27 protein-coding genes are annotated in these 22,356 nt (G+C 40.8%); 7 read left to right on the forward strand and 20 right to left on the reverse strand.

The genetic code is table 11. The features are described 5' to 3' along the window. Positions 1-411: 411 nt before the first annotated feature. Together EV146_RS26870 and EV146_RS07480 are read right to left on the reverse strand one after the other, a co-directional pair. A complete protein-coding gene (locus tag EV146_RS26870) occupies positions 412-585 on the reverse strand; it encodes a hypothetical protein (RefSeq protein ID WP_158287037.1) in 174 nt (57 codons plus the stop codon). A 146-nt stretch (positions 586-731) separates the two neighbouring features. Continuing rightward, complete coding sequence (locus EV146_RS07480) at positions 732-1,574, reverse strand: P-loop NTPase family protein (protein ID WP_132004110.1); 843 nt, start codon at positions 1,572-1,574, stop codon at positions 732-734. A 136-nt stretch (positions 1,575-1,710) separates the two neighbouring features. Here EV146_RS07480 and EV146_RS07485 point away from each other — a divergent pair, with 136 nt between their 5' ends. After that, complete coding sequence (locus EV146_RS07485) at positions 1,711-2,568, forward strand: manganese catalase family protein (RefSeq protein ID WP_132004113.1); 858 nt, start codon at positions 1,711-1,713, stop codon at positions 2,566-2,568. Between the two features lie 102 nt (positions 2,569-2,670). On the opposite strand, the gene EV146_RS07490 is transcribed toward EV146_RS07485, so the two are convergent. Further along, the gene (locus EV146_RS07490) at positions 2,671-3,132 is read right to left on the reverse strand and encodes a 2-thiouracil desulfurase family protein (protein ID WP_132004116.1); all 462 of its coding nucleotides are present in this window, start codon (positions 3,130-3,132) and stop codon (positions 2,671-2,673) included. A gap of 500 nt (positions 3,133-3,632) precedes the next feature. Between EV146_RS07490 and EV146_RS07495 the strand changes: the two genes are divergently transcribed. Further along, positions 3,633-3,977 (forward strand): LapA family protein, encoded by a 345-nt coding sequence (locus EV146_RS07495; RefSeq protein ID WP_132004119.1) that lies wholly within the window; start codon positions 3,633-3,635, stop codon positions 3,975-3,977. A 197-nt stretch (positions 3,978-4,174) separates the two neighbouring features. Continuing rightward, the gene (locus EV146_RS27480; RefSeq protein WP_181215921.1) at positions 4,175-4,339 is read left to right on the forward strand and encodes a hypothetical protein; all 165 of its coding nucleotides are present in this window, start codon (positions 4,175-4,177) and stop codon (positions 4,337-4,339) included. Positions 4,340-4,428: 89 nt separating this feature from the next. Here EV146_RS27480 and EV146_RS07500 read toward each other — a convergent pair whose 3' ends face one another. The 3 genes from EV146_RS07500 to EV146_RS07505 are packed head-to-tail and all read right to left on the reverse strand — an operon-like array spanning position 4,429 to position 5,445. Further along, positions 4,429-4,635 carry a heavy-metal-associated domain-containing protein gene (locus EV146_RS07500; protein WP_132004122.1) on the reverse strand — a complete coding sequence of 69 codons (207 nt, stop codon included), beginning with the start codon at positions 4,633-4,635 and terminating at the stop codon, positions 4,429-4,431. 15 nt (positions 4,636-4,650) lie between these two features. After that, on the reverse strand, positions 4,651-4,818 hold the full coding sequence (locus EV146_RS26880; RefSeq protein ID WP_158287039.1) for a hypothetical protein: 168 nt from the start codon (positions 4,816-4,818) through the stop codon (positions 4,651-4,653). A gap of 48 nt (positions 4,819-4,866) precedes the next feature. Continuing rightward, positions 4,867-5,445, reverse strand: coding sequence for a uracil-DNA glycosylase (locus tag EV146_RS07505; protein ID WP_132004125.1), 579 nt, complete (start codon positions 5,443-5,445; stop codon positions 4,867-4,869). A gap of 203 nt (positions 5,446-5,648) precedes the next feature. Between EV146_RS07505 and EV146_RS07510 the strand changes: the two genes are divergently transcribed. From EV146_RS07510 to EV146_RS07520, 3 genes are read left to right on the forward strand one after another with little or no spacing between them, the layout of a single operon-like run. Continuing rightward, positions 5,649-6,458 (forward strand): TrmB family transcriptional regulator, encoded by an 810-nt coding sequence (locus tag EV146_RS07510; protein WP_132004128.1) that lies wholly within the window; start codon positions 5,649-5,651, stop codon positions 6,456-6,458. Between the two features lie 39 nt (positions 6,459-6,497). Then, positions 6,498-7,232 (forward strand): AzlC family ABC transporter permease, encoded by a 735-nt coding sequence (locus EV146_RS07515; RefSeq protein ID WP_132004853.1) that lies wholly within the window; start codon positions 6,498-6,500, stop codon positions 7,230-7,232. Next, complete coding sequence (locus EV146_RS07520; RefSeq protein ID WP_132004131.1) at positions 7,223-7,552, forward strand: AzlD domain-containing protein; 330 nt, start codon at positions 7,223-7,225, stop codon at positions 7,550-7,552. Before EV146_RS07515 ends, EV146_RS07520 begins: the two co-directional genes overlap by 10 nt. A gap of 86 nt (positions 7,553-7,638) precedes the next feature. Here the strand turns inward: EV146_RS07520 and EV146_RS07525 are convergent, their stop codons facing one another. The 3 genes from EV146_RS07525 to EV146_RS07535 form a co-directional block, all read right to left on the reverse strand. Next, positions 7,639-8,403 carry an RsbR, positive regulator of sigma-B gene (locus tag EV146_RS07525; RefSeq protein WP_132004134.1) on the reverse strand — a complete coding sequence of 255 codons (765 nt, stop codon included), beginning with the start codon at positions 8,401-8,403 and terminating at the stop codon, positions 7,639-7,641. 339 nt (positions 8,404-8,742) lie between these two features. Then, positions 8,743-9,123 (reverse strand): hypothetical protein, encoded by a 381-nt coding sequence (locus tag EV146_RS07530; protein WP_132004137.1) that lies wholly within the window; start codon positions 9,121-9,123, stop codon positions 8,743-8,745. Between the two features lie 355 nt (positions 9,124-9,478). Continuing rightward, entirely contained in the window at positions 9,479-10,477 is a 999-nt protein-coding gene (locus EV146_RS07535; protein ID WP_132004140.1) for an LLM class flavin-dependent oxidoreductase, read from the reverse strand. 707 nt (positions 10,478-11,184) lie between these two features. Between EV146_RS07535 and EV146_RS07540 the strand changes: the two genes are divergently transcribed. After that, positions 11,185-12,546: an alanine/glycine:cation symporter family protein gene (locus tag EV146_RS07540; protein WP_132004144.1), complete on the forward strand. Its 1,362-nt coding sequence runs from the start codon at positions 11,185-11,187 to the stop codon at positions 12,544-12,546. Between the two features lie 740 nt (positions 12,547-13,286). On the opposite strand, the gene cdaS is transcribed toward EV146_RS07540, so the two are convergent. From cdaS to EV146_RS28120, 11 genes are all read right to left on the reverse strand, one after another. Further along, positions 13,287-13,925, reverse strand: a complete 639-nt coding sequence (gene cdaS, locus EV146_RS07545; protein ID WP_132004147.1) for a sporulation-specific diadenylate cyclase CdaS — start codon at positions 13,923-13,925, stop codon at positions 13,287-13,289. A 346-nt stretch (positions 13,926-14,271) separates the two neighbouring features. Further along, entirely contained in the window at positions 14,272-14,742 is a 471-nt protein-coding gene (locus tag EV146_RS07550; protein WP_132004150.1) for a DMP19 family protein, read from the reverse strand. A 262-nt stretch (positions 14,743-15,004) separates the two neighbouring features. Then, the gene (locus EV146_RS07555; protein WP_132004153.1) at positions 15,005-16,354 is read right to left on the reverse strand and encodes a D-serine ammonia-lyase; all 1,350 of its coding nucleotides are present in this window, start codon (positions 16,352-16,354) and stop codon (positions 15,005-15,007) included. Between the two features lie 172 nt (positions 16,355-16,526). Beyond that, a complete protein-coding gene (locus EV146_RS07560; RefSeq protein ID WP_121612900.1) occupies positions 16,527-16,715 on the reverse strand; it encodes a YezD family protein in 189 nt (62 codons plus the stop codon). Continuing rightward, entirely contained in the window at positions 16,699-17,148 is a 450-nt protein-coding gene (locus tag EV146_RS07565; protein WP_132004156.1) for an RrF2 family transcriptional regulator, read from the reverse strand. Before EV146_RS07565 ends, EV146_RS07560 begins: the two co-directional genes overlap by 17 nt. Before the next feature lie 278 nt (positions 17,149-17,426). Then, entirely contained in the window at positions 17,427-18,437 is a 1,011-nt protein-coding gene (locus tag EV146_RS07570) for an aliphatic sulfonate ABC transporter substrate-binding protein (protein WP_241993848.1), read from the reverse strand. Positions 18,438-18,538: 101 nt separating this feature from the next. Next, a complete protein-coding gene (locus tag EV146_RS07575; RefSeq protein ID WP_241993874.1) occupies positions 18,539-19,354 on the reverse strand; it encodes an ABC transporter permease in 816 nt (271 codons plus the stop codon). Between the two features lie 36 nt (positions 19,355-19,390). Beyond that, a complete protein-coding gene (locus tag EV146_RS07580) occupies positions 19,391-20,161 on the reverse strand; it encodes an ABC transporter ATP-binding protein (protein WP_132004162.1) in 771 nt (256 codons plus the stop codon). Between the two features lie 23 nt (positions 20,162-20,184). After that, on the reverse strand, positions 20,185-21,531 hold the full coding sequence (locus EV146_RS07585; RefSeq protein WP_132004165.1) for an LLM class flavin-dependent oxidoreductase: 1,347 nt from the start codon (positions 21,529-21,531) through the stop codon (positions 20,185-20,187). Positions 21,532-21,628: 97 nt separating this feature from the next. Beyond that, positions 21,629-21,940, reverse strand: a complete 312-nt coding sequence (locus EV146_RS28115; protein ID WP_277873208.1) for a hypothetical protein — start codon at positions 21,938-21,940, stop codon at positions 21,629-21,631. Continuing rightward, a complete protein-coding gene (locus tag EV146_RS28120; protein ID WP_277873209.1) occupies positions 21,897-22,307 on the reverse strand; it encodes a riboflavin kinase in 411 nt (136 codons plus the stop codon). The genes EV146_RS28115 and EV146_RS28120 overlap by 44 nt, the downstream gene beginning before the upstream one ends. Positions 22,308-22,356: the final 49 nt, after the last annotated feature.

Here is a 22,356-nt window from a genome sequence, read left to right on the forward strand (position 1 = left end):
TTCGGTGGGAACAGGGGGAAATCCCCCTAAATCTTTTATTTTGGGGTATATAGATAAAACTAAGGTTCGATAAAAAAAATATAGAAATAGAAACGTCTGTAACAAGGAGAGTTAAGGTAGCTTAGGGGATTATAGCTAGATGATGTCTATGTTGCCTATCATGCGACCTCGATTTGAACTAGCAGATAGCCCTAATGGTCAATCCTTTGTATTTATTGAATACCCGTGCTGGGGTATTGTTAACACCGCGGCATTTTTCACTGTCAGGAATTTAAAAAATACCCTGCGGCAAGTTCAGGCAAACATCCAGTAATATAGGATAAACTTTCTTAAAGTTTTTAAGGTGCAGAAAAAAATATGGCATTGGCCTGGAGTGATTACCATACAGTTTCAGCAATTAAAGGACAATCTTTATTCCTTTAGCAATTTGTCAATTTTGCGTTCAATGCGCTTTAACTTCTTATCAAATTTACGATAAGTCATATAGCCGGTAATAGCCTTGGCTAAAAAGAAGACCACCGCTGCGATTGCTATTAATATGTAATTACTTCCCGCCCTATGAAGCCACTCATTCAGTTGATCCAATTCGCTAACCCCATTTAGTTTTGCTTACTATGATATCCGATTCCGTTGAATATTATGAATTTCATTACGTGCCTTTTTCTATTAAAACGGATAGACGCTCAATCTTCACGTGTTTTCATTAGGTCTTAATTAATAAAAAACCTTGTTTAACCATTCTTAATAATAATCTCCAGTTGGTTCAGGATATCTTGTCTGTAAGAAGCCATTTCAAACTGAGAATTATCCAATCGGGTTTTTTTCATCTGTAATTTGCTGTATATGACTGATTCAAGACTTTTCCTGGCCTGAAGTACCTTTAATGTTCCTTCCAAACCATCAGCACCGATCTCTCGACCAAAACCCTGCTGTGTGTAGTATTGAACAAATCCATTAAACCAATCTTCCGGTCTTTCCCCTGCCGCTTTTGTAAAAGACTTGCTAACATCCTTTTGGTCTACGTAAAAAAGCAACGGTTCCAAGGGTTCTATAATTTTCGCTAACCGTTCAATGTACCTAATCATAGGGTCATCCTTGACACCATATTTGACCATGCCTATGGTTACAGGATTCTGAATAAAACAGCATTCAAAAATGTAAATTTTTTCTTCGTGAAGTGCTTTACGGCAAAATTCCTGCCATTTTTCGGTTATCAATTCTATATGAATGTCCAAAGGCAATTCGTAAATATCATGGTCATAAAGTACTTTCTTCAGAGAGTCAGGCAGTTCACTACTAAGCTTGAATCGAGAGATGATATAACCATTTTTTCTTTCTTCCCCCGTGCCCGCTAAGGCGGTTTTAAAATCACCGTTTCCTCTTAACAAATCCGTATATTCCTCTTTTGAAAAATAGGATACTCCATCATAGTCTGCAGGGTGATTCAAATTTCCCTCCAGAAATAACTGGGTTTCGATATCATTTTCAAGAAGAATGTCGTGGATTAGCTGAGCTGTCGTTGATTTACCTGATCCTGGCAGCCCTTCTACTAAAATGAGTTTTGTTCTTTCCATACGTTTTCCCCCAGTCTTCCTATTCTATATTTACATCATTTTCGTAACTGTTTTGAGTTCCCAGTTTAATGTATAAAAAAAACCATTTTAATAATCCTAAAAGAGGAACAATTTAAATGGAAAAGAGGGATACGCCGTGTTTTATTATAAAGAAGAGCTCATTAACCCGATTGTCCCAGATCAGCCGGATCCAGCTGCAGCAAGGGTTTTACAGGAAATACTTGGCGGCCATTATGGTGAAATGCGTACAATGATGCAGTTTTTCTTCCAAAGCTCTAATTTCAGAGGCAAGGACACTCAATTTCGTGATTTAATCAGAGGGATTTTTTTGGAAGAGATTGCACATGTCGAGCTAGTTCAAAACACGATAAATCAATTATTAAACGGCTCAGGAGAATCCAATGCACCTGGAGATTCAGGAGCAGATCATGCGCCACTTGACGAGACAGTTTTACATGCAAACCCTCATCATTATATTATCGGTGCACAGGCTTCCCTTCCCGTCGATGCAGCCGGAAACCCGTGGAACGGCTCATGGGTCTACAGCCATGGCAACTTAATCGGTGACTTGCTTGATAACCTTATTCTAGAATCTACCGGGGTCCTGCAAAAAAGCCGAATTTATGAAATGAGCTCCAATAAAACGTTCCGTGAAACACTTGCATTCTTAATCGTTAGGGATAATGCCCATCAAAATGCTTACGCCAAAGCTTTGGAGACATTGGGCGTAAATTGGGGCAAGCTTTTTCCGGTCCCTAACTATGACATTAATAAATATCCTGAATGCAGAAAATATGTGGAACTGGGTTACCACAATGTTCAATTTAACTTTAGGCTTGATCAAACAAGGATTGGTGAAATATTCTCCGGGCAAACACCAAGCCGGAATGGTGGAGATCTTGCTGTCGTAGAACCGCCGCAAGGATTCCCTGTTCCATTAATGCCAGAAATGCCTAATGAACATAGTCCGGGAACCAAAGATATGAATTTCTAATAACCATATCTAATAATCAAACGATGCAGCGTGCCTGGTCCCCTTTACTGCTTTAAAGCGCAGCGGGTCAGGCACGCTGCAGTGCTTTATTGCGTAAAAGTTTTATTTTTTGTTATTGTCCTCATAATCTTTCTCGGACATTACACATATATTGTTCCTTTTTAGCAGGGCGGATGTTACTCCATCCCCGGCAATGATTTTCCCCGAGAATTCACCATTATAGATGGCCGCACTCCCACATGAAGGGCTATACTCCTTAAGTACTACTGCCGTTGCGTTAAGTTCTGTTGCTTTTTGAAGTGTCAGGCGGGCTCCTCTTATGTACATTTCGGTTACATCGCGACCTGATTTTTCAATCACTCTCGCCTTTCCATCCAGAACATCGTCTCCGGTCCCGCCGATGATTTCAGCAGGTTCCCTTGGAGTTGAAAAACCTGCCAGGAGTTCGGGGCAGACAGGAAGAGCTTTGTTCTCCTTTACTAGCTTTTGAAGCTGCAAGTTTAAAGAATGAGTTTCATTGTACCGTACCTCCAGCCCAGCTAAGCAAGAACTAATAAGGATCATTTTCCTTCACCTCAATTTAGGTCAAAGACTCGCCATGTAAAAAAGTGTTAATTGGGCTAATGTGAAGACATTTGACGACAGACTTGACCAGACATTTTAAATGTAACAATCCTTTCTAAATTCCTCTTCCACACAATTAAGAATAACAGAACCCTGTCAAAGTTAATCTCGTTTTCTTTCATTTTTATCATCATTGCGCTCCAACAGGCTCACTCGCATAAAAACAAATAAGCGCGTATTCCCCCTTTTAGTTCGTTTCACCGAAATAAAACTTTCTATGTCCCAGATGACGGCATCAATCTTCTTTTCCATAAATGATATGGTGCATCCGCCGGAAAATAAACACATAATCAGTATAATTATACATTTTCCAGGTCCAAATGCCCCACTATTGAGGAGGTTTATTCGTTCAGGAAAAGAGATAATATATAGAATAGACTTTTTGCCCCGTTAAATACCTCTACAATGCGGGGAACTTACAATGATAGGAGGAAAACTACATGAAGATTCAATGGAATTTAATCCTGGCCCTAATCTTTGCCCTTATAGTTGCTGCATTTGCAGTAGTGAATGTTGAACCAGCACGAATGGATTATGTATTTGGAACAACAGAATTGCCTCTCATCATCGTCATACTTGCATCGGCCCTCTTAGGCGGAGTCATAATTGCATCTATTGGCCTTGTTCGAACGATGATGCTTCACCGTAAAATAAAGCAGCTAACAAAAGAAAACGCAAAACTTGAAGAGAGAGTGAGCGAGCTCACCCGAGAAAAAATCACCAGTAACAATGAACCTGCTAAGCAAACTGATGATGACCTTTCAATGAAGTCAGGGATCAATTGATTGGTATATTCCTTTTACGTGCTAACTGATATTAAAGGTTGCCGCCGTTGCTTGAATAGCTGATTCGGGATTGTCGCTAAATTTTCCTTTTGAACAACTATTGGGATTCGTGGTTTTGTAGTAGTAAAATTTCCCTTTTTAATCTTTAACCGTTAAAGAAATAATAAGAGGAATCTCGCTTTAGGAGGACAACTGTCATGAAAAAGGACAACTTAGAAAATAAAGAGAATCTGGTGAGTCTAAAACACTCAAATGAAGAGATTTTGGAAATCAGCTCTACCGGTTATGGATTAGAATCGGTTTCGAAGGAAAACGGAGAGGCTTCCAAAGAAAATGGCCAACCTTCTTGTGGTGGACTTTGAATTTTAAAACCAGACTTAATAAGACAGCAGAACAATTCTTAAATTGTTCTGCTTTTCTTTTTTAAGGTCCTAATCCTGGAATTTGCTACTTATTGCAGGTGCATTCCATGCTGTTTTATCCTGGTTTTTATTGACTCAGGCGAAACCTGCTCTTCATTATAGACGATTTTGACCTCCCCATCCTCTATATCCACCAATGCTCTTTCAATCCCTTCCATCTGTACAAGAATGGTTTCAAGGTCTGAGATGGGCTTTTCATGTGTTGCCTCTTTTACAAATATGGTCATATCCTTCATTGAGCCTCTTCCTTTCTATAATTGTTCCTTCTCTAATGAATCAGCCGGGATCTTGTTATTTCGATGCCCGAATTCCTTCCTGGCCCTAGAGATCAATTGATCGTGTTTTTCATCGGTATTCGTATCCCAAATACTATACGGAATCTCGTATTGAGCATGCCCTTCTTTTTCACGCATGTCCATGCACCTCACTTCCCTTTAGTTTGAATTAATATCAATCTGTTTATGCTGTTATTTTTCGAGACGATGGAAACGGTCCGCCACCAGCTTCCAGTCCTCAATAAAAGAAGGCCACAGATTAGGCCTGCGCCTCACAGCTAAGGGATGGTAAGCAACTGCAGCTTTGAAGCCTTGAATCTCATGCCAGCTTCCACGGAGAGTTTTAACCTCTGCCTCAGGCTTCTTAAAAAAAGATTGTACGGCCACATTACCCAGACACAGAATGATATCAGGCTTTTTTTCCGCAAGCTGGTCCTGGAGATGCCTTATGCAGATATGGCGAGTCTTCTCTTTCTCATAAGCACGGGTCGGCTTCCTTTTTAGCACATATGTTATATATAACTCGTCGGCCTTTAAGTTCACTTCGTTTGCAGCCAGTTGAAGTGTCTGTCTGGTGCCGCATAAAAACGGATTTTCTTCCCGGTCTTCCCTTGCCCCTGGATTATCCAGAACAACCATAATGGAGGCTGAAGGATTTCCTTCCCCCCAAACCATTCGGGATCTGTGTGTGTACAGGCCGCATTCTTGACAGGATTGATGGTCTTTGGGTGTTGGATCTTCTGGTAAAATCGATGGGCAAAAATGACTCATATCATTCCCTCCAGGCTATAGATTCAAATAAGTTTAGTTTCCCCGAAAGTCATGTCGATATGTCGTTCCTGTTTATTTCAGTAATTTTTTATTCACTTTCCGAAAATTCTTGATTAGTCTGTTTAGTCGCCAGTATAATAACTACTATAAATTAGTAAGTATTCTTCTAACGACTATAAACGACTCAGGTAAGGGTGTTAAAAATGGAAGAGCTTCTTAAGGAACTACAAAAGCTGGGTTTTTCCCAATACGAGTGTAAGGCCTATATTGGATTATTAAAAAATTCTCCAATCACCGGGTATGAAATAAGCAAAAGATCGGGTGTTCCAAGGTCGATGATTTATGAGGTTTTAGGCAAGTTGTTAGAAAAAGGGGCCGTTTATACCGTCCCTTCTGAACCTCTAACTTACGCTCCTTTGCCGGCGAAGGAATTAGTCGGAAGATTACGGAAGTCTTTCGATCATTCCTTTAGCTTTCTCGAAAAGAATCTGTCTGTCCTGGAGGGGGAACAAAAAGTCGATGTCGTTCGGCGGATCAACAGCGAGGAGCGGGTCCGGGAGGAAATGGCAGAAATGATCAGCAACGCTCAAGAAGAACTGTGGCTGTCCATCTGGGCACCTCAAGTTCCTTTCGTCAAGCAAGAGACCCAGAAAAGGATGAAAGACGAAATTGCTGTTTTTTCCATCCTGTTCGGTGCCCCTGAGGCAGAAATAGGAGTAACCACACATCATGATTATATGTCTACGGAAATAGCAGAGAACCGTATGAAGGGCAGGCTGACAATCGTCGCAAAGGATCATAAAGAAGTTTTAATCGCTAATTTTGCTCCTTCCACTTCGGCCTGGGCGATTAAAACGCAGGATCCGGCACTAGTTTTAGTGGCTGTTGAATACATAAGGCATGATATCATGGTGGCACAGATCATTAAGGAGTTTGGTCCTGAAAAGGCAGAATCATTATGGATGAGTCACCAGGACCTTTTTCGGGTTGTTACAGGACAACGCTTTAAGTAAGCCTAAAAAAAATTACAGCACAGAATGAGGGGGAGTATGATGGGTCTCTCAAATGCCCAGATCAACACAACGACTCTCCCAAAAGTGGAGGATACATTTTTACAAGGGGTTAAGGAATGTCTTCCTACACTTTTGGGATATTTAAGCATAGGATTTGCTGCGGGTGTCGTGGAAAAAACGGCAGGTCTCAGTATACTTGAAATTGCACTATTAAGTTTTATTTTATATGCCGGTTCCGGACAATTTATTGCAGCAGGCATGATTGGTGCTGGGAGTTCGGCGACCGCAATTATTATTACCATTTTCTTTGTCAATCTCCGGCATATACTGTTGAGTGCAGCCCTGTCCCCTTATTTCCGGCATCTCACTCCTATTAAAAACATGCTTGTGGGGGCCCTGTTAACAGACGAGACTTTCGGTGTAGCCATTAATAAAGCAGCCAAAAGAAAACAAATCAGTGAAAAATGGATGCACGGTTTAAATATAACGGCTTACCTGAACTGGGTTGCTGCCAATGTTGCCGGTGCCTATTTTGGTCAGTGGATTTCCAATCCCGAAAAATTCGGGTTGGATTTTGCTCTGCCCGCAATGTTTATTGGACTTCTTGTTTTAACGATAGCCTCCCGCGGGAAGGTAAAGCTGGATATTATAGTTGGAATCATGGCGATTATAATTGGAGTTGGTGCAAGTGTGATGTTTTCTGCAAGTATAGGAGTCATTGTTGCAACCATCATTGCTTCAACCATTGGGATGGTGATTGAAAAATGGAAGTAAGAGCGGGAATTTTATTAATCATTTTAGGAACTGCAATCGTGACATTTATACCAAGAGTCCTTCCTCTTATGATCCTGACACGTTTTGAATTGCCGGAATGGGCCACAAGGTGGCTGAGCTTTGTTCCCATCTCCGTTATGGCAGCTTTAGTGGGGCAGGAACTTCTGATGAATGATGGAGAGGTGGCTCTCACTACTAATACAGTAGAAATATTGGCCGCCCTGCCAACATTCCTTGTCGCAATCAAAACTAAAAGCTTATTGGCAACAGTAGTTGTTGGAATTCTATCCTTAATGGCTCTACGATTTATATTCATTTAATAATAAAACGCCCCAGTTTATGAACTGCCCCGATCGTAAATGGTATTTAACCAATCGGGGAGTTGAAAACGGAGGGCGTTCTTTCATTATTTGATGTTGGAGAGATGAATAATATGCTTGAGACCGGAATACGCATTTTTGAAGGTTAATATATTTCTGGACATGTCCCCTGCAGCCATCGCAAGTTCCGGAGTGATCCCCACAAGGATACATTTTGAACCAATTAAATTAAGTGAATCATTTAGTTTTTGCAGTTCATGTTTTGTTTCATATTCAAACTCATAGAGTCCACTCAAATCAACCAAAACATATTGAATCTTATTTTTTACGCATTCCTCCAGAACAGAGGCAATCACCCTGTCAGCACGGTCCTTATTGAAAATGCCAATGAGTGTTAAGGCAATCGTTTTCTCCCATATTTTTATAATGGGAACCGATAAAGCATTTAATAATTTTTCTTTTTCGTTATCTTCCTCTGCTTTTGTCGTAACATCCATCAGCATGACGACATAGCCCTGAATTTTATCCTCATTATCTTTAATTGATGTAATGACAATATCGGCAACGAAACGGTCCTTAATGGTAATCCTCGCACGGTGGCTGCCCTCGAGCTGGTCCATAATAATCTTCTGGTGCTCTGGCCTTTGGTGGAACCGCCCCATATTCATTCCGATTAATTCATTTACATCCGAGATTCCAAATAAAGGTACTACGTCCGATAGCAGATTGGCAGCACTGGAATTCATCCATTGCACATTATAGTCCCTATCCGCGATAATAATCGTTTCTCCTATACTGTCCAGGGCATGCAGCAAGGATATATTCTCTGGTATTTTTCCAACTGTCCCCATAGCTCTACCCTTTCATTCACAAGATGATACCATAATAACATATGTTAATTTATGCATCAAAGATATCAGCGGCAGGCATACCATTAAAAAATTTCTTGTAGCATCCTGAAAAATGGATCGCTATTTTTATTTTATTCTCTGAACTTAATAACTAGAAATAATGGCTTAAGTAACATAAATAAAGCTTCAGTTTCATTTTCATATGCTTTTGCTTTGAATGCAGATTTTAAATGACTGGGGCTCTTTCCGAATCATAGCAGACGCTAGCAACTTCCTACCCTTATGCTAACAAGGAAATATCTGAATTATTTTTAATTTGCTGTAAATAACACTTACTAATTAAAACAAACCTAAAGCTATTAAAATAGTGGCTAGGCCTGAAATCGTTAATTCTGTCCGCCACTTATCGATAATGGTTTTATATTCATTTTCATGCAGATCATGAACCTTCTTTTGAAGAGATTCGTCTGAAAATAGTTCAAGATTATGTGTACCCTGTATTCCTCTACCACCAAAGTAGATGATTTTGTGAATGGGCAAGACAGCAATCAATATTATCAAACCCGCAAGCAGACCATAATTTCCAATAAAATTATAATCTATTCCTTTATTAAGAATAAATCCTGTCACCATGATCATTAGATAGATACCAAAAACAATTACTCCACTGAACAGAATTCTTTTACCCAGTCTAAACCACCTCGCCGTATTGTTCTCCATTAATGATTCTACAAGAGTAATGGTTCTCCTTCAGCCTGTAAGATTAAACCAATTGACTATATACAAGAATTCAAGAAATCTGTTGCCGTGGCTGGCAATACTTTTGCATTCTTTTTTTGAGATGGTGGATTAACCAAGATACACTAAAAAATGAAAAAGGTTTTGTTTATGCTCACCCATTTCAATCTACTTGCCAATAAAAGCAGTGTTCTTGTATATGGCTTGTCCAGCTCACTTCCGCCTCTATCTGCTTCAATGGGACAATAAAAAGCAATATTGGGTTGGAGGGGCTTAGGGTAAATAAAAAATCATCCCGGATGCCTTTAGCGCGGGATGATTTTTGTTGCCTGGTTTCTCACTTTCCGTCCGCAACTTCCTTCAGGATTTCATACGAACGTTTTTGCTTGTCTTCGTCATAAATATAAGATACGGCCATAATTTCATCAACGTGGTAGTTATCCTGAAAAGACGCGAGCTGTTCCCGGATGGTGCCTTTGCTTCCCATAAGTGTAACGCTGCCCATGGAAGTGGCCATTTCTCTTTCCATCGGATTCCACAAGCTCTCTAGATCCTCAACCGGAGGCTGCATTGGACTCTGGGTGCCGCGAACCACGTTTAGGAAAAATTGATGCATTGTGGTAGACAATAAGCTTGCCTCTTCATCGGTTTCAGCTGCAATTACATTCAGGCATACGATCATGTATGGTTTGTCCAGGTATTGAGATGGCTGGAAACGTTCCCGATAGATGGAGATCGCTTCCTCCATGTATCGTGGAGCAAAGTGTGATGCAAATACATAAGGCAAACCCAGACTCGCTGCTAAATAAGCAGAATCTGTGGAGGAACCCAGGATATAGATCGGTATATTTGTTCCAACACCTGGATAAGCTTTTACGAAGCCTTGCGTTTCCTCGGGTCCGAAGTAATTCAGGAGGGCGTTTACATCCTCTGGAAACGTATAGACGGAATCATATTGAGAACGTCTTAGTGCATTTGCCGTCTTCATATCTGTGCCAGGTGCACGCCCCAGTCCCAGGTCAAGACGGTCAGGATATATAGTCGCCATTGTACCGAACTGTTCAGCTACGACCAAAGGAGAATGATTCGGCAGCATGACTCCGCCAGAACCCACTCGAATGGAGTTTGTATGCTCCAATGTATGCTTAATGAGAATGGATGTGGCTGAACTTACTAATGTGGGAGTATTATGGTGCTCAGCTATCCAATAACGTTGATAGCCCATTTTTTCCGTTGCCTGCGCAAGATCCACCATTGAATTGATTGCTTGCCTTGCCTCCTGTCCTTTACGAATGGGGGCTAAATTTAAAACGGATACGGGAATTGTAGTTGCCATATAAAATTTGTCCTTTCTTGATGAGGATTCAATAATATAGTATCAATTGAACAGAGTGAAAAAAACTTAAATGCTTGGAAATTGTCTGGTCCCTCTAAAGGTGTGATGTCTCCCGGCAATATGAAGCCGCTTGAGCACAAGCAATGAAGTGTAAATTGACCTTTGATGTGATTTCGGGTTTTATTAGTATACGATAGGCTTACACCCCTATACAAAGCCTGCTGGATTTAATGATTAAGGAGGCATATTTAACCAGTGCGTGAATGAAATATTTGATCCCATGAGTGATGATCTATTCTGGTCTGGATGGAAGCCGCTAAGGAAGAGCAGCATGTAAATTAATGACTATTTTGACTCATGGGGAATTGCTCTTTTTTTTATAATAAGGGTACGCAGCTATTCGATTATATGATTTGTTAAAATTAATACTATTGTTATTTTCCTTGCGCTCTATAAATAGTAAGGTAATACACAATTCCATAGATGGCAAAATATTCTAACAAAGAGTTTGACAGTAATGGATGATCTGTTTTACAATACCAAATATTATATGTTATAGAGCACAGCTGCTATAAATCTAATATGTTACTTTGCTTTTATCCAAGATCATTCACGGTAAGCAGCATTTCTGTTTGAATACATATAATTGACTCCTGCCAATTGGCAGACTCATAGCTTTAAATATTCTTTATAAGGACGGTGGAATAATGACAGATTTTCTCAATTGGTTAAGCGGTGTCGTTTGGGGCCCGCCAACTCTTCTCCTCATCGTGGGAACAGGACTATTACTTACTATACGTTTAGGTTTTTATCAATTTTCAAGCTTGCCTTACGCACTCAAGCTGGCATTCTCCAAAAATCAGGATAAAAGTTCTGAAGGAGACATCTCCCACTTTCAATCATTGATGACAGCCCTTGCTGCAACTATTGGAACAGGAAATATTGCGGGCGTTGCTACGGCTGTAGTATTAGGAGGACCAGGTGCGATCTTTTGGATGTGGGTTACAGCCTTGGTTGGAATGGCCACAAAATATGCAGAAGCCATTTTAGCAGTTAAGTACCGAACAGTCGGCGGTAATGGACAAATGGCTGGTGGACCGATGTATTACATTGAAAAAGGGTTAGGATGGAAATGGCTTGCAGTACTGTTCGCTTTGTTTGGTTCGATAGCCGCCTTCGGAATAGGTAGTTCCGTTCAATCCAACTCTGTCGCTGCAGCTGTGGAGAACAGCTTCGGCATTAATCCATGGATTACAGGATTGATCTTAACTGTCTTTACGGCCCTTGTTATCCTAGGCGGCATTAAGAGTATCGGGAAAGTAACCTCATTATTCGTTCCCGTTATGGCTATCTTTTACGTAGTTGGAGGTTTGGCCATTATTTTAATGAACCTTGATCTTCTGCCAACAGCATTAGGAAAAATTTTCTCAGATGCTTTTACTGGACAGGCAGTGGCAGGCGGAGCCATTGGTGCCGTTATCCGGTATGGGGTGGCTCGCGGTGTCTTCTCAAACGAAGCTGGAATGGGATCTGCACCAATTGCAGCTGCTGCAGCAAAAACAGATCATCCGGGACGGCAGGCATTGATTTCCATGACAGGAACCTTTTTAGATACCATCATCGTTTGTTCCATCACGGGCATCACTCTGGTCATGGGAGGAATGTATCTTGACACTGATTTAACCGGTGCCGCATTAACGACAGAGACATTCAATTCGTTGCTGCCTGGCGGCGGCTGGATTGTAACGATTGGTATTATTTTATTTGCTTATTCAACCGTTCTTGGCTGGGCCTATTACGGTGAAAAATGTTTTGAATATTTATTTGGAAACAAATCCATTATGATTTACCGAATCGTGTATGTAGCCACTGTATTAGTCGGTGCCGGTATGAATTTGGGCCTGGTTTGGACAATTGCCGATATCTTCAATGCTCTAATGGCGATCCCAAACTTAGTTGGTCTTCTATTCCTCTCAGGTGTAGTTGTTGCGGAAACAAGATCCTTTAAGAAGCTTCGTGAGCAGGAAAAGCTGGAAGAAAAAAATGTCAATATAGGTTCTTCTCTATAAAAAAAGAGCATTTTGCTCTTTTCAGTCTATAGCCAAAAGGGGTTCGGAATGGTTCCATTCCGAACCCCTTTTGGCTATTATTGAGTTTTTACAAAAGGATAGACGACTCCCGCTTCGGGCTCCAGTCCAATATAGGACCTTTACATATGCAATTGGCTATCTTTTTCAGGTTCAAGACGGCGAATGTATGTATAGCCTGCATCGACCAGTTTTTTAAGTCCCCTTAGGATTGTCCAATGCATGCCATGTTTTTTTTATCTGCGAATATCTGCTCGATGGTTTCCTTCAGTTTCGCATATATATCTATTACTTCATGTCTAAGCTGGGCTGTTTATTTCCGTTCCAGTCTTCGCTTTCCGCGGGGCTGGCGCTGAGCCTCCTCGTCGCAGCCTCCTGCGGGCATTCCACTCCAATCAACAGGTTTTCAAAAGTTTATCTAGCTGTGCAACCAAGCCCATTTTAAAATAGATAACTAACTAGTTTTATGAAGATGCTTTCGAAAAACCACTCAATCCAACGGGACCAACTTTAGTTTGTCCACCAACCAAACTAAAAAGATTGTAGGCAAAATACGAATTTTCATCGAGTTTTGTCTACAGTCTGAAAAGAGCATTTTGCTCTTTTTCTTTCTATATAAAAACAATTTTTGAAGGACTTTTCCCTCCAGTTCTCTTTTCATTTTCATTCATGGTACATCCTGAACATGCATTTCAAACGATCCATTTTGCCCTTTCTAAATATTAATGGACAACCGGTGCTGTAAGGATAGGGTGAAGTTTCCCCTTTAGTGCAAATGAAACTTTGCCTGTCTCCTCTGACACCACCAGCACGAGAGCATCGCTCCTTTCGGTTAATCCTAGAGCTGCCCGGTGCCTGGTTCCTACTTTCTTTCCGATAATTACACCTGATGTCAGAGGAAGTACGTTTGCTGCTGAGACAATTTGATTTCCACGAATCAGTACAGCCCCGTCGTGCAAAGGATTCCCTGGATAAAAGATCGCCTCCAGAAGTGCGGGTGTAAGTGCTGCCCCCACTGGCATTCCTTTCTGAATCAGAAGCTCCACTGGCTCCAATCTTTCGACTACAATCAACGCACCATGCCTGTGATGCGATAGTCGTTGAACAGCAACAGCAAGGTCCGAGTATTTATCCGTAAAAGAAGACAAGTAACAGTTTAGATAAAATGATGCTGCTTTAGCTTCAATTATGTTGAATTTTTCTTTAATATCTTCTAATTTGCCCAATAAGCAATCATTTGCATCATCAAGAACTTCCAGGCTTTCTTTTAGTTCGTCCGTAATTTCATGAATTCCCTCCGCTAATTGTCGCTTTATAGGCGAAAAATCACAATTAGCTGTTCCTTCGCTGTGTTCTAGCATGGATATCCTCCCAAGTCTTTTGGGATTATTATCCGCTGGTCTGTCTTATATTATTTAAGTACCTTCTCAAAAAGCTTCGTAATGTCGGAAGGATTGGGAGTGGAAAGATTCAGAGTTGATTCATTAGGAACATGCGGCATCCAGGAAACATAGTGATGCTGCCTGATATTCTTTTTTCTTCATCCCTAAAACACCAAAGACCTTTATGAAAACCCAGCTGCTAGGTATAAGAAACACTTACCTTTGTGCTGCCTTTCTCATGTTTTGCCTATAAAATAAAAATAGGGAACTAATAAAGTTCCCGCTTCGTTAAAAACTGATTTATTTTAATGTTACCCAATGGAAATTAACCCTCGTCGACATCAATGAGATCTCTATGAATTCTGATAAAATAGGCTTCCAGTGATGCTTGGAGCTTGCTGTCAAGCTGGTGGTATTCACTGTCTCCTCTTTCAACTAGGGAATAAAATTCTTCTTCCCCAATTTCACCATTTTCAAGCGCTGAATATTTTTCCCATATGCCTTGGATATACTTGTTTTCAATCTCTGCATATTCATGAGCACCGATTTTTTTCAGAATGCCAACTAACTCGTTTGCGAAACAATTGATACCAATGTTCTGTATGTGTTCTGAAAACCAAGTGATTAAACTTTCGTGACCCCCGCTCTCCAGTTCGGAATAGCATTGAAATACAATGAAAGTTTCATTCAATAATTTATCTTCGCTTGGATAATCCTGGTCACAAACTACATTAACTACAGCGTTCCATATATCGTCACGATCCAGCAGATCACTTCGTTTCATTTTAGGCTTCATGGTTTCACTCCTGCAGACTAATACACGTTAACACGTGACCAGTGTCTATTATTATCCTCAAGGTGAATTACAAAAGACTACAAACAAATTATAAACCTACTATTTGAATAATCATTTTTTTACAAATATTATCTATAAGATTTTAACATTCTTGTAAGATTTCTCTTAGATAAATGATAAAAAGCCAGTTCTATCGCTTTTAATCTCTTAATGCCTATCAAACTCGCTTGTTTATGTACAATATGATCGCAACGTACCCAGCCTAGATTCTTGTGCCTTTGTTGAAATACTCTTCCATGATTTCATGTGGCACCATGTTTCCGCCTGTGCCCCAAATGAGATGATGCCCATTTCGAAGTATACCTTCTAAATTATGTTCTTTAAGATAGTTTAACCCAACTGGGTGATTCTCCAGTAGGATGGGACCATAGAAACCGGCAAGAGCGGACGGCTCAAGATACAGATTTTCTGTAACAGCCAGATGATGCAAGAAGGAATATAACCGCTGATCTTCAATTGTGTAGCATCCGCTCAGCAGATGTCCCATTTTCCTTCCGACAAATCGGGAAGGACGTCCTACTGCCAACCCATCTGCCTCTGTTTTGTTATCCAGTCCAAAATCCTGGACTGACACCGAATCGTAAAGGCCGGTCATCTGCCCGATTAGGAAGCAGGGTGATTGGGTGGGCTCCGCAAAAAAGCAGTGAACATGATCTCCAAATTCCGCTTTAAGCCCATAGGCGACTCCCCCCGGACCCCCGCCAACTCCGCATGGCAGATAGACAAACAGAGGATGGTTTTCATCCACGGTAATCTTCAGTCCTTCAAGCTGCTTCCTTAACCTGGAAGCGGCTACGGCGTAACCTAAAAAAAGGTCCTTCGAATTTTCATCATCGATAAAATAACACGTTGGATCGGCTGCCGCCTGGCTGCGGCCTTCTTCAACAGCTTTGCTGTAATCGGATGCATATTCCTTCACATTAACACCCTTGTTACGGAGCAAATTCTTTTTCCATTGTTTTGCATCAGAAGACATGTGGACAGTTACCTTGAATCCCATCTGTGCGCCGACAATTCCGATGCTTAATCCTAAATTTCCTGTTGAGCCTACCGCAATTGAGTATTGGCTGAACAAATCTTTAAAATCAGACCCGTCGAATGCTTTATAATTGTCGGTCAAATCGATTAAACCATGCTTAATGGCAATGTCTTCTGCGTGTTTTAATACTTCGTATATACCGCCCCTTGCTTTTATTGATCCTGATATTGGCAGGTGACTGTCACATTTAATCAGGAGTTTTCCTTTAAGTTCTATACTTTCAAGTTCTTCCATTCGCTTCTGCATAGCCTGAATGGATAATAGTGGTGATTCAATGATTCCATTTGACTCTGCCGTTTCTGGAAATACCTCAGCTAGATAAGGTGCAAATCGCTCCAATCTCCGGGAGGCATCCTGGATATCTTCCTTTTCAGAAATTGGGATGCCGCATGAGGACTTGTCATATTGGGGATTGCCCCAGAAAATCTCAATGGGTTCAATTAAATCCTTTAATAAAGGATAATCCACCAGCCACTGTTCAAGGCTCTTGCCACCTATCAGATTTGTTTTCATAGTCCCTCCTGTGAAAATCGATTGTTTAAAAGATAACAGTGTATCAACTGCCTTATTACCTTTCATTCTATCAGAAGAAGGATGCCATTGAGTCAATAATCACTCATATCAAGATAAAAGACAGGGGAAAATTCCCTGTCTTTAGGTAATCAGCAAACGGACCTTTAAAGGATTACTCGCCCTTGGCTCTTCCAAGGTTTTCCTTTACTTTTTTCAGCGCAAATCGGTACTTCTCCCCTTTCTCGATTTGAGTTACCTGTGAATCGTGGACGGTGATCTGGATCGTTCCATATTCCAGGTTCTCTAAAAAGCTGAGGATCTTATCAATGACTTCCTGATCGATTTTATTCTTTGAAGACAACGAAATCTTCTCCTTTCATTAATCTAATCCGATTTAACAGTAAATCTTCAAGAGTTGTACGTTCCAGCACATAGGCAATCGTATCCCTGACCAGGGACCATAGCGGTTTTAACTGGCATCCTTGCTCTAACGGGCAGGGTTCGTACTGGGTGATTGAGGCACAGCCCATCGGTGACAACGGTCCTTCAAGATTTCGAATCACTTCGCCGATAATGATATTCTCTGGACTTTTATGAAGAAGGTACCCACCCTTTGCACCACGTTTGCTTTGTACATAATCCAGCTTTTTTAGTTGAAGAAGGATTTTTTCTAGATACTGAATGGAAACCAGAGTTTTCTCCGAAATTTCTTGAATAGTCATTACAGTACCCTGATGTTGTCCCAGTACCAAAAGTGAACGCAATGCGTATTCTCCCTTACTGGATACCTTCATGTTGGCCTCCTACGAAAGTCGAGTAAACCAGTCGACTTTCAGCTTATTTTAAAAGTCGAGTCATTTAGTCGACTTTTGGGCAGTTTTTAATGTGTATGCGTTTCACCATGCTAACAATTCCAAGTAATTCTATTGGTTATTAATATTTTAATTTATCATATTATGGGACTTATGTTAAAGCAACCACCTGCCAAGAAATTTTTTACAAATTTATTTTTCTCAATCTGATGTTTATATAGATAGTCACTATAAAAGGTTATTTTAATAAATGGTATATTTTATTTTATTCCCTGTATCTCTTTAAGAGCCTGTTCTACAAATTTGTTTTCAATCACTTTTTTGGTCTCAAGCTCCTTGTCAATTCCGCCAACGGAATATAAAAAGTCTGCCTGTTCCTGATGGGCGTTCGCAAATTCCTCTGTTGTCGGCGATAAAATGGAATCAGACTTTTCCAATACGGATTCTATAATCTCCACATCTATCTTTTCTGTCTTGGCTATATCCTTAGAAACCTCGTCAATATTCTCTGTAAAATGCTGTCGGACTTCTTCATATGTCTTTAAAAACAGGACCGTTAAATCCTTATGCTCTTCAATGAAATCTGTTCTGGCAATGAGAAAGCTTGGCGCATTAATATTGAGATCTTCTCCAGTGACCAGGACTTTTGCTCCGGTTTGATATACGGCAGTGGTAGTATAAGGCTCCCATATCGACCATGCATCAATTGAACCATTATCCAATGCAGGACGTGCTTCGTCAGGCTGAAGCTGGATGACCTCTATGTCCTTATCCGATAAACCTGCGCGGTCTAATGCCAGGTATAAAAAATTGTAAGCGCTGCTCCCTTTTGCTACCCCGATCTTCTTTCCTTTTAGATCTTTTAGTTCCTTTATGGAGCTGCCTTTTGGAATCACGATTGAATTTCCCTTCTTGCCATCACTGGTAACTGCTATGGCTTTAAAATCGACATTTCCAGACTGACCTGCAATGACCGGTGTGCCTCCTACTGCTCCAAAATCAATTCGCCCAGATGCCAATGCTTCAAAATGAGGCGGCCCACTGGCAAACTCATTCCATGTTACCTTAACCCCAGCTTTTTCAAATGCTTTCTCAAAATATTTATGTTGCCTTGCATATGGCAAAATTCCTACCTTCCCTTGAACACCAATGTTTACAACAAGATTCTGGTCTTTATTCGAGGTGGTGGCTTCTGATGAAGCGCCGGTCCCGGCGCAGGCACTGAGCAGGAATAAAGATAAAATTAGTGAAAACATTTGAAGTGGTTTCATCCTCTTACCCATCTATTTTCTCTTCCCTTCTATTCTTTATTTTTCTCATCTTTATAGTCGGAATTGAATGGCAAGAAAAGAATTCTTTCTTTTTCCTCCAACTATCCCTGGAAATTATCCTGCCACTTTAAAAGTTTACGTTCAAATACTCTTACGAAAGAATCGGACAGTTTTCCAAATACGGCAAAGATAATGATCCCGACAAAAACAACGGATGTTTGAGAGAATTGCCTTGCATCCATGATAAGATACCCTACACCCTGACTTGAACCCATTAATTCAGCGGCTACCAATGCCAGCCATGCTACTCCTAATGATAATCTCAAACCCAGAAGGATGTTAGGGAGAGCTGCAGGTAGTATTAATAAAGTAATTTGCTTCCACCTGTTGAACTCTAAAACCTTAGCAACTGAAAACAATCTTGAATCGACTCCCCTTATTCCAAGAAAGGTATTTACATATAAGGGGAAAAAAGCACCCTTGGCAATTAACAATATTTTTGAAAGCTCACCAAACCCAAACCACAAGATAAATAAAGGAATCACTGCCAAAGTTGGAATGGTTCTTAACATTTGCAAGGTAGGATCCAGGGTGTCTTCAACATTCTTGTTAAAGCCCACTGCCAGCCCTGCAAGCAAGCCTAGAGTTCCGCCTAACAGGAAGCCTCCTAATGCCCTTAATAAGCTGATTTGAAAATGATCAGCCAGATTTCCGGTTGTTAGCAAATCGATAAAAGTGAAGAAAATGATGCTTGGCCTTGGCAGAAGTGTCTCGGAAATGATGCCCAATACTCCTGTGAGTTCCCAAAGGACTAAGATCATTACAGGTAGGATGAATCCCTTTAACAGAAGGCCGATGTTTGTCAATTCTCTTCTTCTTCCAGCAGCCTCTTCCTTTCCAGACTTGAGTTTGTTCAATGAAACGGTTGTATGGTTATGCACTTTTCATCCCCCTTATATTCCAGCACTATTGACTAGCTCCAGCTCTTCTACCTTTTCAAATTCCCCCATCACTTTTTGCCGATAATCCTGAAAAAGCTTTGTTGTTTTTTTTCTTGGAAATGGTAAATCGATCGTAACAGCTTTTTGGATTGTCCCTGGCCTGGAACTCATAATCATGACCTTATTTCCTAAATAGACAGCCTCATCAATATCATGAGTGACAAAAACCATTGTTGTTTTCTCTTCTTTCCAAATATCCAGAAGAGCTTCTTGCATGTGCGAACGGGTAAATGCATCCAATGCTCCAAAAGGTTCATCTAACAAAAGGATTTTAGGCTTTCTAAGCAAAGCTCTGGCAATCGCTACTCTTTGTGCCATTCCGCCTGACAGCTCTTTTGGATATGCCCGTTCAAAACCTTCCAGCCTTACAAGTTTGATCAGCTTTTTGACTTCCGCCTGGACCTTTTCATCTTTAAGAGATAAATTGGCTGCGATGTTCTTTTCTACTGTAAGCCAGGGAAATAATCGGGGCTCTTGAAAAATAAATCCTTGATGGACACTGGCACTTGTAATGATTTCACCATCCAGTCGAATGTCGCCCTCATAGTCTGTATCAAGTCCCGCGATTGCTTTAAGCAGTGTGCTTTTCCCGCACCCGCTGGGACCTATTATGGTTAGAAATTCGCCTCTTTTTACATTTAAGCTGATGTCCTTCAATACGTGGACTTTTTCCCTTCCTTTACTAAAGGTTTTGGTTAAATGATTTAGTTCAAGCAGTGTCATTTTTAGCTCCTTTCGATCCCTTTTTAAACATTTATTTTCTGAAAAATATTAGCTGGTCTTAAGAGACCAAGGTGCTCTCGTAAAGTGGTTCCTGTATAGTCTTCTCTGAAAATGCCCCGGTTTTGTAATTCGGGGACTACTAGGTCAACGAATTCATCCAATCCGCCAGGCATGTACGGGGGCATAATATTAAACCCGTCTGCCGCACCATGTTCAAACCATTCCTGCAGCTGATCGGCAATCTGGATGGGTGTCCCCTTTATCTCCCTGTGTCCTCTTGCCCCGGCTACACGCTGGTATAATTGCCGTATCGTGAGTTTTTCCCGGTCTCCTAAACTTTTTACAAGCTGAAACCTGGTCTTTGCTCCGTTAATGTCCTTGATATCGGGAAGTTCAGGTAGTGGTTTATCAATTGGATACTCCGATAAATCATAGCTTATGAGGGCTGAAAGCAGGCCGACACCTACTTTTTCTGGAATCAATTCCATCAGCTGCTGTTTCTTTTCAGATGCTTCTTTTTCTGTCCTTCCTATTACAGGGAATACACCGGGCATTATTTTCAATGAATGTTCCTCACGGCCATATTTCTTCAAACGCCCTTTAACATCCTGGTAAAATGCCTGAGCCTCTGAAATGGTCTGCCAGGCAGTAAAGATTACTTCCGCGGTTTTAGCTGCAAGGTCTTTTCCGGATTCTGATGACCCCGCCTGAATAATGACAGGATGGCCTTGTACAGGCCTGGCAATATTTAAAGGTCCTTTCACGGAAAACCAATGATCTTTGTGATCTACTTGATGAACTTTCGTGGGATCTGCAAATATCCCTGTTTCTTTATTAATTAAAAGAGCATCATCCTCCCAGCTGTCCCACAGTTTTTTTACTACCTCTACAAACTCCTCGGCCCTGTTATACCTGGCACCATGTTCGAGGTGCCGTTCCTTGCTAAAATTCAGAGCTTCCGCTTCACTTGATGAGGTTACAACATTCCATCCCGCACGACCGGAGCTAAGATGGTCAATGGTCGCAAATTTTCTTGCGAGATGATAGGGCTCGTTATAAGTAGTGGATGCAGTAGCTGCTAATCCTATCCGCTTCGTAACGACTGCAAGAGCAGAAAGAAGGGTCACCGGATCTGGCCTTATGTTGACGCTTTGCTCAATACCTGCTCCATCACGGTCATGAACTGCATAACCGTCTGCAAAAAAAATCATGTCAAATTTACCCCGCTCTGCAGTCTCTGCCAATTTGCGATAAATATCAAAGGACAGAATTCCGTCAGTCTGGCTCTCAGGGTGTCTCCATGAAGCTACATGATGGCCCGGAACCATAAAAAATGCCCCTAATTTCATTTGTTGCTTTCCAATTTGCATCTTATCGACTCCTGTTTGCTAAAATTCTATTCGATTTACAAACCGTACTACCAAGACAATCAAAATTTAGGCTTTTCAAAGTGATCCAATCATTCGTTTACAGGTTAATATTTTTAATAAACTCATTCAGTTTAATCGCCAATCCACCATGACCGAATCTAATAAATTTCTGTGTTCCTGCAGCAGGTATATTCGTAGATATGAATTTAAGAAAGGTTAAAATATAAAACCTTCTATTAAGGACATCTTCCACTCCGTTTTCAAAAAACCAATTATCGATTGTGTTAAACACCCCTCTGTTAATGTGATAAAGTTCATAACATCTGCTATAAAACTTTAAATCTGGCAGATTTAACTCACCATTGTCAGGCTCCGTTATATCCAATATGTTTAAAACTTCTTTCGGCACTTGAAACATCCTTCCTAATTTGCTGGGCTAATTGATCAAGTGATTGGAATTTTCTTTCCTCTCTAATTTTAAACAGCGGTGTGCACGTCAAAGTTTCACCATATAGAACCCCATTAAAACCCAGCAGATGAATCTCCATGGATTTCCTGCTATTCGTTCCAAGTGTTGGCTTTACTCCAATATTCATCACACCCAGGTAATTCGATTCATGGAGATTAACCATCACTCCGTATACTCCATTATCCAGCGAGAATTCAGTCAAATCGAGATTGGCTGTAGGAAAGCCTATATGCCTTCCAAGTTTCTGTCCAGGTACGACTGTGCCAACAATGGGCTGTTTGGTCTGGATCATTGAAGAATCTGCCAATAACATTCACTCCTTTCTCGCTTCTGTTTTCTTCCAAAAAGCCCTTCGG

The organism is Mesobacillus foraminis (assembly GCF_004340465.1).
GTDB lineage: Bacteria > Bacillota > Bacilli > Bacillales > Cytobacillaceae > Mesobacillus_B > Mesobacillus_B foraminis.